Origin of the sequence: uncultured Algoriphagus sp. (assembly GCF_963974835.1) — a bacterium.
GTDB lineage: Bacteria > Bacteroidota > Bacteroidia > Cytophagales > Cyclobacteriaceae > Algoriphagus.
Genome location: NZ_CAXBET010000013.1, coordinates 23,954 through 41,113 on the forward strand (window position 1 = coordinate 23,954; position 17,160 = coordinate 41,113).

13 protein-coding genes are annotated in these 17,160 nt (G+C 40.7%); 5 read left to right on the forward strand and 8 right to left on the reverse strand.

Annotated elements, in window-relative coordinates:
* The first annotated feature begins 128 nt into the window (after positions 1 to 128).
* From AACZ73_RS19060 to AACZ73_RS19070, 3 genes are all read left to right on the forward strand, one after another.
* Positions 129 to 761: a TetR/AcrR family transcriptional regulator gene (locus tag AACZ73_RS19060; protein ID WP_339880349.1), complete on the forward strand. Its 633-nt coding sequence runs from the start codon at positions 129 to 131 to the stop codon at positions 759 to 761.
* Positions 762 to 858: 97 nt separating this feature from the next.
* Complete coding sequence (gene metG, locus AACZ73_RS19065; protein ID WP_339880350.1) at positions 859 to 2,919, forward strand: methionine--tRNA ligase; 2,061 nt, start codon at positions 859 to 861, stop codon at positions 2,917 to 2,919.
* Positions 2,920 to 3,000: 81 nt separating this feature from the next.
* Positions 3,001 to 3,423 carry a four helix bundle protein gene (locus AACZ73_RS19070; protein ID WP_339880351.1) on the forward strand — a complete coding sequence of 141 codons (423 nt, stop codon included), beginning with the start codon at positions 3,001 to 3,003 and terminating at the stop codon, positions 3,421 to 3,423.
* A gap of 71 nt (positions 3,424 to 3,494) precedes the next feature.
* Here AACZ73_RS19070 and AACZ73_RS19075 read toward each other — a convergent pair whose 3' ends face one another.
* Entirely contained in the window at positions 3,495 to 4,346 is an 852-nt protein-coding gene (locus AACZ73_RS19075; RefSeq protein ID WP_339880353.1) for a YitT family protein, read from the reverse strand.
* 316 nt (positions 4,347 to 4,662) lie between these two features.
* Between AACZ73_RS19075 and AACZ73_RS19080 the strand changes: the two genes are divergently transcribed.
* Positions 4,663 to 6,087, forward strand: coding sequence for a circularly permuted type 2 ATP-grasp protein (locus AACZ73_RS19080; protein ID WP_339880354.1), 1,425 nt, complete (start codon positions 4,663 to 4,665; stop codon positions 6,085 to 6,087).
* A 16-nt stretch (positions 6,088 to 6,103) separates the two neighbouring features.
* Entirely contained in the window at positions 6,104 to 7,090 is a 987-nt protein-coding gene (locus tag AACZ73_RS19085) for an alpha-E domain-containing protein (RefSeq protein ID WP_339880355.1), read from the forward strand.
* A 19-nt stretch (positions 7,091 to 7,109) separates the two neighbouring features.
* On the opposite strand, the gene AACZ73_RS19090 is transcribed toward AACZ73_RS19085, so the two are convergent.
* The 7 genes from AACZ73_RS19090 to AACZ73_RS19120 all read right to left on the reverse strand — a co-directional run bounded on the left by AACZ73_RS19090 (position 7,110) and on the right by AACZ73_RS19120 (position 17,136).
* Positions 7,110 to 7,880, reverse strand: coding sequence for a DUF6503 family protein (locus AACZ73_RS19090; protein ID WP_339880357.1), 771 nt, complete (start codon positions 7,878 to 7,880; stop codon positions 7,110 to 7,112).
* Between the two features lie 303 nt (positions 7,881 to 8,183).
* The gene (locus AACZ73_RS19095) at positions 8,184 to 9,320 is read right to left on the reverse strand and encodes a permease (protein ID WP_339880358.1); all 1,137 of its coding nucleotides are present in this window, start codon (positions 9,318 to 9,320) and stop codon (positions 8,184 to 8,186) included.
* Positions 9,321 to 9,335: 15 nt separating this feature from the next.
* Positions 9,336 to 10,505 carry an aminotransferase class I/II-fold pyridoxal phosphate-dependent enzyme gene (locus AACZ73_RS19100; protein WP_339880360.1) on the reverse strand — a complete coding sequence of 390 codons (1,170 nt, stop codon included), beginning with the start codon at positions 10,503 to 10,505 and terminating at the stop codon, positions 9,336 to 9,338.
* Between the two features lie 59 nt (positions 10,506 to 10,564).
* On the reverse strand, positions 10,565 to 11,008 hold the full coding sequence (locus tag AACZ73_RS19105) for a hypothetical protein (protein ID WP_339880361.1): 444 nt from the start codon (positions 11,006 to 11,008) through the stop codon (positions 10,565 to 10,567).
* A gap of 37 nt (positions 11,009 to 11,045) precedes the next feature.
* Positions 11,046 to 12,506 carry a SusD/RagB family nutrient-binding outer membrane lipoprotein gene (locus AACZ73_RS19110; protein WP_339880363.1) on the reverse strand — a complete coding sequence of 487 codons (1,461 nt, stop codon included), beginning with the start codon at positions 12,504 to 12,506 and terminating at the stop codon, positions 11,046 to 11,048.
* Positions 12,507 to 12,535: 29 nt separating this feature from the next.
* Positions 12,536 to 16,009, reverse strand: coding sequence for a SusC/RagA family TonB-linked outer membrane protein (locus AACZ73_RS19115; protein WP_339880364.1), 3,474 nt, complete (start codon positions 16,007 to 16,009; stop codon positions 12,536 to 12,538).
* A gap of 203 nt (positions 16,010 to 16,212) precedes the next feature.
* Positions 16,213 to 17,136 (reverse strand): FecR domain-containing protein, encoded by a 924-nt coding sequence (locus AACZ73_RS19120; RefSeq protein WP_339880366.1) that lies wholly within the window; start codon positions 17,134 to 17,136, stop codon positions 16,213 to 16,215.
* Positions 17,137 to 17,160: the final 24 nt, after the last annotated feature.

Below are 17,160 nucleotides of genomic sequence, written 5' to 3' on the forward strand. Positions count from 1 at the left end.
AAAGGAAGGGTTATTGGTAGTGCTTTTCCATGATTCCGGGTTCCCGTCTTCTGTCTTCCTCCTTATTATTTTTGGATTATCCTTTTTTAATTTCAAACCTTTGCAATCCGATCTATTCTCATTTACCAATGCCTAATAAAGCCACTATAGAAAGCAAAATTCTGGATGCAGCTTACAAGCTTTTTCTGGAAAAAGGCTATAGGCATACCACCATGGATGATATAGCCAAATTACTGGGGATAAGTAAAAAGACACTTTATAAATATTATCCTGGGAAATTTGAGTTGCTAGCTGCTTCTTTTGAAGTTGCCAAAACCAAGCTCACAGCCAAAGTGGAGGCAATTGTAGATAATCGATATATATCCTTTCCTCTAAAGCTCAAATCCACCTTATCTGTAATGGCTTCCTTACTTGGCCCAATTAATCCGGGGCTTTTTGAAGACTTGCGGGAGTATACTCCTGAAATCTGGGAGGGGCTTGCGCAGTATATCAACGAGTCCGCCTATACACGTTTCAAGCAATTGTTGGAGCAGGGCGTAAAAGAAGGATTGGTTAATCCTACCGTAAATATCAATCTAGTAGTGATGCTGTATGCCGCTGCCATACAATCTCTTATGGATCCAAAGTTCATCAGCAAGTTTCCTGAATCTATTCAAAATGGGATGAAGATTCCTCCTGCAGATATCTACGACCAGGCGATTACGATTATTTATAATGGGATTTTGACTGAAGAAGCCCGCAATGAATTTGCAAATGCCTAAGGTAGCCTAAGCCTGATTTTCCTATCTTTGCGCCCTGATCCTGCATTGAATTTTATTTTTCAAAGCAGGGTTTACTATTTCGAATCTTAGATTGATCATGAGCAATAAGCACTTCAAAAGATATATAGTCACTTCCGCGCTACCTTACGCCAACGGACCGCTTCACATAGGTCATTTGGCAGGATGCTACATTCCATCAGATATTTACGTGCGCTATTTGCGCAGCTTAGGCAAAGACGTGGCATATATCTGTGGCTCGGATGAGCACGGAGTAGCGATTACTATCAAAGCAAAAAAGGAAGGGAAAACGCCTCAGGAAGTAGTAGATCACTATCATCAAATCATGAAGGGTAGCTTTCAGGAATTTGGGATCAGTTTTGATCATTATTCCCGAACTTCAGCGCCTATCCATCATGAGACAGCACAGGGATTTTTCAAGGATCTGTATGAAAAAGGTGAGTTTCTGGAGCAAAGTACAGAGCAGTACTATGACGAGGAAGCCAATCAGTTTTTGGCGGATCGATACATAGAAGGTACCTGCCCAAAATGTGGCAATCCTAATGCGTATGGAGATCAATGTGAGAAGTGTGGCAGCTCTCTGAGCCCGACAGAACTAATCAACCCAAAATCAAAACTTAGCGGTAGAACTCCTGTCTTAAAAGAGACTAAGCATTGGTTTTTGGACTTGGCGAGGTATCAAAATTTCCTTAAAAAGTGGATTTTGGAAGACCATGCGGAGGATTGGAAAAACAATGTGCTTGGACAGTGCCGTTCTTGGCTGGAAGCTGGAGAAGGTCTTCAAGCCAGATCAATGACTAGAGATTTGGACTGGGGCATCAAAGTTCCTTTACAGGATGCTGAAGGAAAAGTGCTTTATGTTTGGTTTGATGCTCCTATAGGATATATATCTTCTACGAAGGAATGGGCTGCAGAAAAGGGTATTGATTGGCAGCCGTACTGGAAAGATCAGGATACCAAGCTGGTTCACTTTATCGGAAAGGATAACATAGTGTTCCACTGCATTATTTTTCCGGCAATTCTAAAAACACATGGCGACTATATCCTCCCGGATAATGTGCCTGCAAATGAGTTTTTAAATCTGGAAGGGGATAAGATTTCCACTTCAAGAAACTGGGCGGTTTGGCTTCATGAGTATTTAGAGGAGTTTAGAGGTAAGCAGGATGTACTTCGCTATGTGCTGACTGCCAATGCGCCTGAGACTAAGGATAATGACTTTACCTGGAAGGATTTCCAGACTAGAAATAACTCAGAACTGGTGGCCATCTACGGGAATTTCGTGAATCGTGCTGTGGTTTTGACACATAAATATTATCAGGGTATAATCCCGCATCGAGGAGAAGTAACAGGTTATGATCAGGAGATATTGGATGCGTTGGCGGAATTCCCTGAGAAAATCGCCGCATCCATTGAGCGCTATAGATTCCGTGAGGCTTTGAGCATCGTGATGGAATTGGCTCGATTGGGGAACAAATACTTGGCTGATACTGAGCCTTGGAAAGTCATTAAAACTGACGAAACCCGCACTGAGACAATACTCAATATTGCCTTAAATATCGCAGCAAATCTGGCGATTGTGTCTGAGCCATTCTTGCCTTTTACTGCCGGGAAACTGGTGGATCTTTTTGGTATGGAAAAAATAAATTGGTCTGAAGCTGGTCAGAGCGAAATCCTGAATGCTGGAAATTCACTAGGAGAGATGGGATTGCTATTTGAGAAGATAGAAGATGTAACCGTAGAAAAACAAGTACAAAAACTATTAGATGCCAAGAAGATGAATGAAGCTGAAAATGCACCTGTGACTCCAATGAAGGAGATAATCACCTATGATGATTTTGCGAAGCTGGATATGCGGGTGGTGACTATTTTGGAAGCAGAGAAAATGCCGAAGTCAAAGAAATTGCTAAAACTAAAAGTAGATATTGGATTAGGAGAAAGAACAGTTCTTAGTGGAGTAGCAGAGCATTTTGAGCCGGAATTCTTGGTTGGCAAGCAAGTGACTATGTTGATCAACTTGGCCCCAAGAAAAATGATGGGAATTGATTCTGAAGGAATGATTTTGATGGCAGAAGATAAAGACGGCAAGCTGAAGCTGATGGTGCCGCATGAAGGCACGGCGAGCGGATCGACGATTTCATAAATTATCAAAGTTCAAACTCAAGTTTCAATGGACAAGTGTTGAGGACTTCAACCTTGAAAATTAATTATTGACCATTGAAAATTGATCAATAAAAATTGGCTCAATTGGATTAAATTCGATTGGGCTTTTTTAATGGATTTTATGGATAATAGATATGATTTAGAAGATCGGTTGGTTCGTTTTGCTGGTGAAACGATTAAATTTTGTAATTCACTTGGAGATACTTTTGCAGAGCTTCATTTGCGAAATCAATTGATAAGATCTGCTTCTGGTGCTTGTCTTAATTATGGTGAAGCTCAGGGAGCTGAGAGTAAAAAGGACTTTATGCATAAAAATGGGATAGTTTTAAAAGAATTGAAGGAATCCCGATCAACACTAAAGATTTTAACCTATTCTAAATTTGGTGAAACTATTCACCGAAATGTGCTACTAAAAGAATCTGAAGAGCTTTGTGCGATTTTTGGTAAGATCATTTTTAATACAAGAAAGAATATGGCCCAATAAATTATCAATTATCAATGTTCAAGTAAATCAACCCATGATAATTGAAAATTGTCCATTGAACATTGATAATTTTAGTGAAGAGGTCTCTTCTTAATCATCCCACCTTTAGTATCCTTGATCGGATATTGAATTACAAAAGCTTTGGGGTCGATTTTGTTGATTTCAACAAGCATCTTAGTGACTTCCAACCGGGTAATCACACAGAAAAGTACCTTTCTATCAGGCATTTCATTTGCCTTATTCCCATAGCCTCCATCTGATTTTAAAACAGTTACCCCACGACCCAGATCATAGGAGATCATTTGTTTGATGTCCTCGTTTTGTGGAGACATAATCATAACGCCAAGGTATTCTTCAACACCATTAATGATGAAATCCACTGTTTTGGAAGCAGAGAAATAGGTAAGCATAGAGTACATGGCCGTTTCTATACCCACGAAAATTGCAGCAACAATAAAAAGACAAACATTGAATACCGTGATAAAATCTCCCACGGTCAAGCTGGATTTTCTACTTACAGAAATTGCCAAAACCTCTGTCCCATCAATTACTGCTCCTCCCCGGATAGCAAAGCCAATCCCTGATCCCAGAAAGAAGCCACCAAAGACTGCAATCAGTAATTTGTCGGCGGTGATAGCTGGGACTTCAATAAAATGAACCAAGAATGCCAAACCAAAAATTGCTATAGCACTTTTGAGAGCGAACTGAAGTGAAACCTGCCGAGCGCCCAAGAATATGAAGGGTAGGTTAACCAAAATTATCAATACCGAAAGATTGATCGGAGTAAGCATCTCCAGCAGGAGTGACATTCCCATAGCCCCTCCATCGAAGAAACCGTTTGGTAGTAAAAAACCTTTCAATCCAATGCTTGCCATCACAACACCTATAGCTATGAAAAGGCCATCTTTAATCTGTCGCCACATCCTATTTCTTTTAGCTAGAGCACTATCCTGAATTTTTAAAAGTCGCTTTACCATGCCTCGAAAATAGAATTTTTTAATCAACTGTTCAGATATTCCTTGCATCTAACCCAAGAATAAATAGTTAACTTATGGCGAAACATAAGACCGATGAAAGGTTTGGTGTGATTGAGGAATTGATAATTATTGAATCATTATTTTAATAATACATCCTTAAAATCTGTATTTGGATAAAAATTTCAACCTATTTTCATAAAATTTTTGACAATTACGCTTTTTCATCTATCTTTTTGAAGCTTGTTTTATTTTAGATAAACTTATGAAGACCGACGGATACAACGCAGGGGAGCACTACGATGAGATGATCTCTGGAGAGGGTGAAGTTAGAGAGCATTACCAAGAGTTTTACCATCATTTGAAAAAGACAAGTTCACGAAAGATGAACCATCTTCAGCATTCTGCCAATCAGACTCAGCGCTCGATGGGGATGACTTTTAATGTCTATCATGACAATCAGGGGATGGAGAAAATTCTTCATTTGGACATCATTCCAAGAATTATCCCAAATGTAGAATGGCAGAAATTAGAGGCTGGCTTAAAGCAGCGAACGAAGGCGCTGAATATGTTTTTGCAGGATATTTACAATGAGCGAAATATTCTCAAAGATGGAATTGTCCCATCCGAACTGATTTTGAAAAGTAAGGACTATTTGGAGCCATGTATAGGTCTCACTCCACCTAAGGGTATATGGTGCCACATCACCGGAACGGATTTGGTAAAGGCCAAGGATGGGGAATACTATATTTTAGAGGACAATCTTCGGTGTCCTTCGGGAGTATCCTATATGTTGGAAAGTAGGGAAATTATCAAGCGTGTATATCCGGATATTTTTAATCAGAAGGGTGTAATGCCTGTATCCAACTATCCTACGAAATTGCTGAGAATGCTTCAGAATCTTTCGGGAAAACCAAAGCCTGTAGTTGGTGTATTGACTCCAGGTATATATAATTCTGCTTATTACGAGCATTCCTATCTTGCTCTTCAAATGGGCGTGGAACTAGTGAATGGAGTGGATCTGATCGTAGAGGACAAAAAAGTATACATGCAAACCACCAAAGGGTTACAGCAAATAGATGTACTTTACCGAAGAATCGACGATACCTTTTTGGACCCAGAGATTTTCAATCCAGATTCTATGCTGGGTATTCCTGGTATTTTCGAAGCCTATAAAGCCGGCAATATCGCATTGGCGAATGCACCTGGAACTGGAGTGGCTGATGACAAAGCTGTATATGCTTATGTACCTAAAATCATCAAATACTACTTGGATGAAGAACCGATTTTGAATAATGTACCCACGTATCTATGCCGAGAAGAAGAGGATAGGCAATACGTGCTGGATCACATAGAAGAATTGGTAGTAAAGGAAACTAATGCAGCGGGTGGTTATGGTATGCTGATCGGCCCAAAAGCAACTCCGGAAGAGCATGCAAAATTCAGAGAACTTGTCAGAAATAACCCGACAAATTACATCGCTCAGCCCACTTTGTCACTTTCCACAGTTCCAACTCTCTGTGATGAGGGAATAAGCGGAAGGCATGTAGACTTGAGACCATATATTTTGTACGGTCAGGAAATAGAGGTAATCCCGGGAGCGCTGACTCGAGTAGCTTTGAAGAAAGGCTCGTTGGTAGTGAACAGCTCACAAGGTGGAGGGAGTAAGGATACTTGGGTTTTATATTAAATAATAAGAAAAAAATATGCTAAGTAGGGTAGCAAACAGTATTTATTGGTTGGGGAGATACCTGGAGCGGGCTGAAAATTATGCCCGGTTTATTGATGTGAATTTCAATCTAATGCAAGATCTGCCGGTGGATCTGAAAGAGCAATGGCATCCGTTAATCGCGGCTACAGGTGATTTGCATCTATATGAGAAAAAATGTACCGGATATGAAAGAAATCAGGTGTTATTCTTTTTGGGTTTTGATGCAGAAAATCCAAATTCCATGCTTTCTACCATTAAGAATGCGCGGGAAAATGCGCGAATCATCCGTGAGAATCTTAATAAAGAAACTTGGGAAAAAGCCAATGAACTTTACTACATGATGCAGGATGGCTTGGAAAAGAGGGTTTGGAAGAAAGAGGATCCAAGGCCATTTTTTGAAAAAGTTAAAAATCAGATTTTATTGATTTATGGGATTGCGGATAGCAGTGTAGCCAGAACTGAAGGCTGGTACTTCCGCCAATTGGGCCAATATTTAGAAAGAGCAGATAAAACTTCCCGGATTCTGGATGTAAAATATCATATTCTTTTGCCAGCGGATCAACAAGTAGGAACTCCTCTGGATTTTCTGCATTGGATGGCTTTGCTGAAGTCAGTGACAGCATTCAATACGTACCGCAGACTATATGGAAATATTGAGTCTTCCAACGTGGTGGAGTTTTTGGTACTAAATAAGTACTTCCCAAGATCAATTTACTATTGCCTGAAAGAAGCTGAAAAATGCTTGCACAATATTTCCGGTAACCTAGGTGGAGGGTATATGAACTCCGCAGAAAAGGCAATTGGGGAACTGCGATCAAGACTGGAATTTGCAGAAGTAGGGGAAATTATAAGTTTTGGATTGCATGAATACCTAGATAATCTTCAGCTGAAAATCAATGACACATCCAATCTAGTTGACTCTAACTTCTTCACCATCCGGGACAATCAGACCTTTCAAACCCAGCGGCAGTCTCAAAATTAGATTTTAGTATCGCTCTCAATCAATTTGAGAACACACCATCTTCAGGCTTTTCAAATATTTCCGAATCAAACTCTTCATCGAGAAGTAAGGCATCTGCGAACGTGACTTGATACCTCATGCTCTTTGTAGAATCATTTTCAAAAGTATACCCTGTAAGAATGCGAGGAAAATATACTCCATCGGAATTACGGTAGTCCTCATATTTTAAAGCGCTAAATGGCGGGTTTTCATCGCCAAAATAGGTGACTGTGTAGAGAAGATATTCCAGACGGTTCGTTTCCGGATTTACTAACATAAAGTATTGATCCTTTGGGCTTGATCCAGTATTGGGATCGAATGTTGCCTGGAAGGTAGGATATTTTTTGCCGTTCAGCATTTTGTCTTCTACCTTTTCAACGGTCACACCCGGATCTGTGAAAATGTAGGGGATATTGAAAAAGTAGAAGTAAAGGTTGTGATAAAACTTTATTGAATTTCCTTTATAAGCGGCTCTGTTTGGGCTGATCCAAGTCTGATTTCCGTCATAGCCAATTTCAAATTCTGAATTGGACAATCTGATTTTCCTGCTTTCCAGGTTGATAAAGGCATCTTCTTCGGTCATTACGCCTTCATGAATCATAGCATAGCTTTCAGCTTTTGCATTGAACCATTTTTTCCAATCCCCATGTGCATCCAATACGGTGGTAAATTCCGGAGAAATTTCAGGAAGAGGTTTTTCTACCTTGCTTTGGCAGGAAATGAGAATAAAAAGCAGAGCAATAATTGGAAAAGTATAGTTATGAATGCGCATGTTAAATACAGTTTGGGCTTTCAATTTAATAGTAAATAGGATTTAACCCAAGCTGGAAATTTCACTTCAATTCTCAAAAGCATCTTTAAGGTTTTGCATAAAAAAAGCCCAAGCAAAGCTCAGGCATTTTCATTGTTCAGACCTATAGTATATTCTGTAATCCTACATTTAATTAACTATTTCCGATATGCTACCATTTTCTAGATTGAAGTATGGGATAAGCTAAAAGCTAAATTTCATATTATTTCCTGCCACATTTTTCTGTGTTAAGCCCTAGGGGTATCATAGGGAAATTCATATTTATTACTCTACTGAACTATCCTTTAGCACCTTTTCTCTAAGAGAATCAAAGCTAAACTCAGCATTTCTTATCCATTGAATTGCCTTTGGCAACAGGGCTAAACCCACCATTAATGCACCGATCGTAATGACGTGAATTGGATAAGTGAAATAGCTACCCGAAGTGAAAACTCCCAAAATCAATAAGGTGCTGAAAGGCATAGAAACTGCCAGAACATTTATTCCCAATTCCAGATCAAAGGTTGGATTACTTTTCTGATCCTCATTTTCATATTCAAGTTTTCTTATGGATGACATATGCGCAAATGGCCAGAAGCTCACTGCACTTTGAGGGAAAACTACTGCTAGGATAACTGCAGCTTCAGATGGCATAGGTACTAGCCAAATAAATAGACCGCTTATTAGAAATGTAAATCCAGCTCTGAAAGTGAGTAGGGAGGTAATCATGCGTAACTGATCCCACTTGAAAATCACTGCTATCCCTATGAAAAGCAAGACCAAAGGAGTCATCATATCCTTCATCATAAGGATAGATTCACTGAGAAATCCAGGCATACTTTCCAAGTTGAAGCCAAAGCTGAGGAGGATGATCGCCACTAGGATTACCATATTGATAGGTTCGCTTACCATAGCGATCAATAGCTCTTTTACTTTTTCCCCATTGGATTTTGCTTTTAGATTCTGGTTTTTGTAATACCAGGACATTGCAAGTAAATAGGCTAATACCAATACGAAAAGCTTATTTCCTATGTCTGCCAATGCTGCCCAGGCAAGCACATCGTCTCCAAGATACTCTACTATAAAGGGGAAACATGTCAAGCCAGGAGCTAAAGATGGTAGTAGCAACATCAGTGTTCGCATCGCAGGAGTATCAGACTTGATGCCAAAGAACGGCAAGGAATACCTAGTCAGGAAGATCATCACAATATTGAATACTAAAGCCAAAACCGGAAGAATAAGGAGATCCGGATTGATTTCGATTTTCAACAGTGCGACAAAGATCATAGCCGGCAATGCGATGTTTAGAATTATGGTTTTTAACCCTTTTTTCTGATCCTCACTTTGTAGTTTTTTCTGGAGAAAAATCCCAATAACTATCAAGAGAAGCAGTGAAAGAGTCTTCTGAAGTGCAATACTCATAGTTGGTTAATAATCTTAAGCTGTTACTTTTTTGAAAGCATCGACGAAAATTTCCATTTCGTCCATTGTTCCCATGCTCACTCGGCACCACGGTTTTTTGTCGATGTTGAATACTCTGATGCCTACTCCGCTATCATACATTCCTTTCATAAATGGCTGTCCTTCCATGCGTAATGGGAAGATCATAAAACTGGTGTGTGAAGGAATGATATCGTATCCAAGTGAAGCGATCTCACCTTTGGTATATTCTCTACATTCACTGTTCATATTTCTGCAGCTGGTGATGAACCCTGGATCTTTCATACTGGCAATAGCTCCGTTAAGAGAAGTGACGCAAAGTCCCATAGTACTTCTTACCATAGATGTGATACTCTCAATACGCTCTGGTTGAGCCACCATGTATCCTATTCGAAGTCCTGCCATTCCGTGAACTTTAGAGAAGGTCCTTGCTACGATTACATCTTTACCTTCTGCGATCAATCCTACCATTGAACTTTCTTCTGGGTTTTCCAAAAATTCCAGATATGCCTCATCTACAAACACTGGAGTTTTTTCGGATACGGTTGAGCAGAATGCTTTGAGTTTGGTGGCATCTGTAATAGATCCTGTAGGATTGTTTGGGTTACATATGTAAACCAAATTAGTCTCTGCATCTACAGCTTTTTCCATAGCGTCAAGGTCATGCTGGAAATCACCTGTCAAAAGAGTAGGCTTCCATGTTGCACCAAGCTTTTGGGCAGTATTCATCAAAGACATGTAAGAAGGATCTGCAGATACTACATTACCGCCATTCATAAACTGTACAAATGCTACTTTTTCTAAGATGTCAGAAGATCCAGGTGATAGCATGATGTGATCCGGAGATACGCCTTCTTTTTCGGCGATCATGTCAAGAAGTACCTTTGCTTCTCCGTGACCATATCTATTGCCTAGCGAAATGGATTCGGAAATAGCTTTGATCACCTTCGGAGAAGGTCCATAGGGATTCTCATTAGCATTTAATTTCGCTACTATCCGTGCTTCGTCATATTTGAACATCGGGATGTGCTCATTTAGAATAGAGTCAGGCTGATAGGCCGCTAGTGCTTTGTTTTTTGGGAGAGCAAAAGCAGGAGCAAGTGCCATGGTTCCCATTGCCATAAGGCTGGATTTGATCCAATTTCGTCTGTTAATAGAATGATTCATAACTGTTTTTGTAAGATTTAAAGGAATAATTTTTGGTTTTGTAATAATAATTTTGAGTGTTAATCGACTCGTATTGTGTGGTATTTTCTGAAGGCAACTTCTTTGTACTTTCCAGTAAATTCAAGACGTACCTGACTGCCGCTTTGCGCTTCCGGCAGCCCCAAATCAGCCCAGGACACTATCAAATCAGCATTGCCATCAGTATCTGTTACTAGTCTTGCTACTTCGTCAGTATTGTTGATGAATACAGCAATGTCCAGGTTGGAAACAGGAATTGAGTCAATCCCTTGGGTGTTATCCAGAATATTTGTTTTGTCAAGTTCCAGGAATCTGGATCCTACCGTGACAGGGGATGATGACGGAAAAGATGTTCCTTCCAGTAAAACCAAGACCGGAGATGCCACATTCGGTGTGGTGAGTTCATCGGCATCCACACAGGACTGTGTGAAGGAAAGGGTGGCGATGACGGCCAGTACTAAGTATATATTAAATGACTTTTTCATATGTATTTCAGTTGAGTTTTGGAGATACGATTTACTGTTACTCTACCCACCAAAGTGGAGTTCTCATATTGTCAGACCCGCCTAGTTTACTGACGCCTTCGTCTAGGTTTGCCTTGTTCAGAGAATATTCTGAAGTAGGATATTCTATCCTGGTGGGAAGGATTCCATCGTTTGAAAAGACTGCATTTTGATTTGGTGCGGGCATCACTGGAAACCCCGTTCTTCGGTATTCATTCCAGGCTTCTACTCCCTGTCCAAAGAGAGCGATCCATTTTTGTGTCATGATGCTTTCCTTGGTTACTCCTCCGATTCTAGTCATGTAATCACTCGGCATCACTAATCCTTGCTGCTGGAACGATGCTTTGATAGCACTCTCTAGGAACTCAGCAGCATCCCCATCAATATCTCCATCGAGGGCTGCCTCTGCTTTGATGAATTCTACTTCGGCATAAGTCAACAAGACACTTGGTGCAGTAGGATCCAGATATTTTAGTCCGATTCGCGAAGCGTTGTATGTGCCGGCTGCAGCATCCGTCAACCCGTTTGGAAGTCCTGCGTAGGAACCATCCGCCAGAGGCTGTGCATAAACAGAGATACGCTCGTCATCAAGAGCGAGTAGTTTGTCAATAAGTGTAGAGCTTATATTCCAGTCAGACCGTGTGGAAAACACATCAAACATTTTATTTCTGCTTCCTATTACATCAAAATGATGTAATTCTGCTGTCTGGGAATTGCTCTCGATTATTGGGTACTTAGCGGGGTCTGATAGTATTTGCTTCATTATCGCCTGGGTTTCTGCCGGCTTTTTAGAAGCTTGCCTATTTGCTATCCTAAGAGCAAGTGAGTTTGCAAAACGTTTCCACTTCATGATGTCTCCGTTAAACATAATATCTCCCACTACTGCTGGTCCTGAAGTAGATAGAAGATCATTTGCTTCTGTCAGATCGGCAAGAATTCCAGCATAAACTTCTTCCTGGGAATCATATCTTGGAGAGTTTATAGCTTCTTCCGCTGTTCCTTTTAGTGCTTCAGAATAAGGAATAGGCCCAAAAACATCGGTTAGATAAGCATAAGCAAATGACTGCATGACCATGGCTATACCCACATAATTGGTGTTTTCGTAGGTTGCGCCGGGAGCAGATAAGGATTTCATCCTTTCAAAGTTGATCAATGATTCTCGGTAGAGATTATTCCAAGTGCCGGATGATATAGTAAGTGGGATCTCATAACTATCGCCTTCCGCATTAATATAGATGTTTCGTGAAAGATGCTGTATCCAGCACATTGCCGCATCAATATTTAGTCTTTCATATCGAGTGCTGTGTCCCCAATATCTATCCACAGTTACTTGGAGAGCATTAGGCAAAAGAAGTGACGGGGAAATAGAAACCGGATTGTTTGGATCCGTATTAGTTTCTTCAAAGTCTTTGGTACAGGAAGTCATCGTGCCAAAAACCAGGAGAAGTAGTGCTATGGAAGATATATATATTCTTTGCATGATAAGTTCTTAATTGGTTGATGGATAGGTCAGAATGTCACATTAAGATTGAATCCCAAATTCCGGGTGGAAGGCATTTCGCCATAGGAAAAACCCTGGCCGTTTCCACCTTTTCCGTCTACTTCAGGGTCCATGTGAGGATGGTTTTTGTATAGGATTGCCAAATTCCGACCTACGAAAGAAAGCTTCATAGTTTGGATGAACTTATTGCCCATGAAGTTTTTCGGGAAAACATAGCCCAAAGACAGTTCTCTTAGCTTTACATAAGTCCCATCAAAAATTCCTGATTCATGATAGGTGCGCGGATTCTGAGCATTCCAGAATGTTCCTGCACTCGCGATTACATCGTTGGGTACATACACAGGTTCTTCTGCGGTCCCTACATTCATCACTCCTTTGCCTATTATACCTTCTTCACGCCCTATTGCAGTCTCTGCATATTGTCCGGTCTTTCTTGCGAGTCCCGTACCCACATCGAAAATATCGCCTCCCATTTTCATGTCTATCAACGTGTTAAGCTCCAGGCCTTTAAATGCGAATGAATTGGTCCATCCGCCAATCCAATCAGGCTGGATATTTCCCAAAATGTAAGTGCCTTCTTCCAATACAGGAAGTCCGTTGTTGTAGATGAGTTCTCCTTCAGGGCTTCTCAGATACCTTCTTCCGTAAAGTGAACCATAGGGCTGGCCAACTCTTGCTTCAGAGGTTAGCGAATTTTGTGTGCCTAAAATGTAGTTTTCCAAACCTTCTGCCAGCTCAACTACCTTGTTACGGTTTCTGGCGAAGTTAAATGCAGTGTACCAGCTAAATCCAGAAGCTGTGTTTATAGGAGTAGCATTAATCGTTAGCTCAATCCCCTGATTTGTGATTTCACCTGCATTTAGAATTTGACTACTATATCCAGATGCAGTTGAGATGGATACTGCGAGAATTTGGTTTACTGTGGATTGGTAATAGTAAGTGAAGTCGATTCCTGCCCGACCTTCAAAAAACCTCAGATCCAAACCAATTTCTTTACCTGTGGTAATTTCAGGCTTTAGGGATCTGTTGGCTATTTCATTCGATTCTGCATACGTAGGTGTTGTTCCTGCCCAAAGCCCTTCTGAGGTATAGACTTGATTTAGTAAATATGGATCGGCGTCATTACCTACCTGTGCTATACTTCCTCTGATTTTTGCGAACGAAAGAACCCCTGACTGTATATCAAAGATGTCCGTCAAAACTGCGCTTAAGGCTGCGGATGGATAGAAGAATGAATTGTGATTGGTAGGAAGTGTGCTGGACCAGTCATTTCGACCTGTCACATCCAGAAACAGGTAATTATTGTAGCCAAATTGTGCCGAACCAAATACGCTGTTTACTACTTGCTTTCTAATTGTACTGGAAGGGGTGACAGGGCTGGCATAGTTGCCTAAGTTGTAAAGTCCGTCTATAGTTAATTGGCCAACACTTACAGAAGTGCTTTTATAATTGTTGACTCTGTTGTTTGCTCCTGCCTGAATTTTCAACGAAAGTCTTTGGGTCAAGTCTTTGTCAAAAGTCAGGATAACGTCGCTGTTTGTCTCTTGACTGTTCAGAACAGATTCAGAATAAGACCCAAATCTCTTTACATTATTCTTAAAACTCTCAGCGCTGCTAATGTTGATTCTGGTATCACTCCAATAGTCAGTTCCTGACCTAGCCATGATGCTGAAGTTTTCATTTATCTCGTAGTTCAGCGCAATGCTCCCTACTAAGCGGTCCTTTTCATTTGAGTTTGGAAGATACTTTTGGTTGAAAAATGGATTGGAAAAGTATTCGTGCTGCCAGTTGGCATATGGATAGTCATCTCCAGGTCTAAAGGTTTGGCGTTGGATATCGTAATAGTCCTCCCAGTTTTTAAGCTTAGTATAATCAGTATGTCTATGAGCCCAAATAAAGTCCTGACTTCCTGTAAATCCCCTGTTGTCTGAGCCTGACTTGACGTATTCAGCATTCACGCTCATTTGAAGCTTTGGGATAAATTTGTAGGACGTGTTTATCTTAAAATTATTCCTGTAATAATCGTTATCAGCCATGATACTTGTCTGATCTAATCTACCGATAGCTACACGGAAACTTCCCTGATCATTTCCTCCGGAGAGCGCTATCGTATTGGAAAAACTATGGCCAGTTTCCCAGAAGTCTTCCCAGTTATTAGGCTGTGGTAAAAGCGCCACCCTTTCCGGTGCTGAATACCAAAGTGGAACTAGGCTGCCATCCATTGGTGCACCCCAGCTTTCATCTACACCTGCCGTACCACGAATGCCGTCAGCGTCAAACCCGTTTCTTCCGTCTACATACCAAGTGCGGTAGCCAGATCCGCCTCCATAGGTGTTTTGGAAGTCAGGCTTTACCAATGGATTATCAAAAGTCATGTTACTGTTGAATTCAATCCCGATTCCCTTAGTGCCAGCTCCATTTTTTGTGGTGACCATGATGACGCCATTAGCCGCGCGAGATCCATACAAAGCAGCTGCTGTAGCGCCTTTTAGGATGGTCATTTCTTTGATGTTGTCAGGACTTATTTCAGATAGCCCATTGCCATATTGTCTGCTGGAGGTTTGTTCGAGTGGAACCCCGTCCACTACTACCAACGGCTGGTTATTTCCTGCCACGGATGATGAACCTCTAATTACCACATGAGCACCACTTCCAGGCATGGAATTTCCGGTAACCTGTACACCTGCCACACGTCCTGAGAGGCTATTCGCAACATTACTTGGACGGGATTCTGTTAAAGCATTTCCGTCTACACTTTGTGTGGAGTAGCCAAGAGCCTTTTTATCACGCTCTAGTCCAAATGCAGTAACTACTACTTCATTCAATGCCAAATCGGATGAGACTAATTCTATGGTGAAATTAGAGATCGCACCAACGGTTATTTCTTGTGTAGTAAATCCAATGAAAGAAACCGTCAAGATTGCATCTGAACTATCATCGGGAAGTGTGAGGGTAAATTTTCCGTCAATGTCTGTGACAACCCCGTTCATCGTTCCTTTGATGAGAATACTTGCCCCGGGAATTGGAACCTCATCTTCATCAAGTACTACTCCCTGAATGGTCCTTTCTATTTTCTCTGTAGAACTGCTTGGTATTTGAAAAGAAAAATTAGATGTGGTAGCTGGTTCAATGTCTTTATTTCGTGATTTTTCAAGCATGTAAAAGTTGCCTGATCCTTTTCTATAGTTAATCTCACTCCCCTTCAAAATTCTCTGCAAATTTTCCTCAGCTGAAAGCTTGGAGTTGATAGCAGCAGGGATTTTTGTCTCAGAATCCACAAGCGAGGAAGGATATGCGATAGATATAGCATATAGATCTTCCAGTTCTTTTAGTGTTGATTCCAGATTGTTCTTGTCCAACTTTTGTTCGGTGGCTGAGCCTTTGGCGTACTGTGTGAGAGATTGGCCTTTCGCGGAAGGTGGGAGTGTAAGCACTCCTGTCACCCCTGCAACCAACAGGTAACGGGTAAATTTGATGAGCATAGATTGATTGGTTAGTGGTTAGAATGATAACTCGTACTTCATTTTGGGTCAATTGCTAATCATTCATAGGTCTCTATATGGTAAATACAAAGACCTCACTAGCTTACTTTCGCTTATGGTAATGGCCAAAAGCTTTTGCTCTTACTATTATTTACTTTTACTAAAACTGTTGCTTGCGATCCGGCCGAAAAGCAGGCTGTATTCTATTGTACTCGTATTAAATTCTGTTCTAATTGCATCTTGGTACCAAAAAGCACCTCCATGTTTTCGATTACTTCATTTGGATTGTCGGTTAGTGGTAAGCTTCCTGAGATAAGGTGGTTGGTTGGTGGTATTTTTTGATCAATTAATTCTAAATCGTACAGTTCGGTCACGATGCTCAGCACATCTTCAAGGCTTTCATTTTTCATTTTTAGCTTTCTTTCCTGCCATGCAAGAAGTTTCCGGGGTTCAGTAACTGTTTTTGTTTCTAACTGATGGCTCTCCAAATTGAGTTTGATGGTTTCACCTGGAGTTACCATACGATTTGTATTTCCTTCCTCATTTTGATATCCAAGTTTTACACTGCCTTCCAGAAGAGTTAATTTGTGGATTGGATGTTGGTTTTTAAAGTTAAATTCAGTTCCAAAAACCTCGACTTCCATTACTTCTCCTTCATTGATGACAAATCGCTGATCTTCATCCTTGGCAATACTGAAATACGCCTCTCCTGTCAGCTCAACTTTCCTATTAAATCCCGTAACCCAATAATATGAGTAGGTCAATACAGAATTGGAATTCAAAAATGCTGTAGATCCGTCTGGCAGCTCTATCAGCAATGTCTCATTTGCTCCCGTTTGATATTTCTTCTCTTTTAGATCCAATGCTTGCCATAGTCCGAGACTTAATGAAAATAATATCAAAATACAGGCAGCTACTTTTGAATAATGGAGAACCTTTATTCTCCTTTTAGTTTTTTGCTCATGTTTTATAATTCCTGACTTTATTTCCCCCAATATTTTCTTTCTCAGCGCCTGCTGTTCTTCTTTCTCCATTTGACCCACAAAGTCCGGTTCGAACGAGCTATTAGGCCCGGCAGGAATTTCTTTTTCCTCATCATCAAATAAATTGGAGTATCCGTTTGTCATAACTAGTTCGTTATACCTTATATG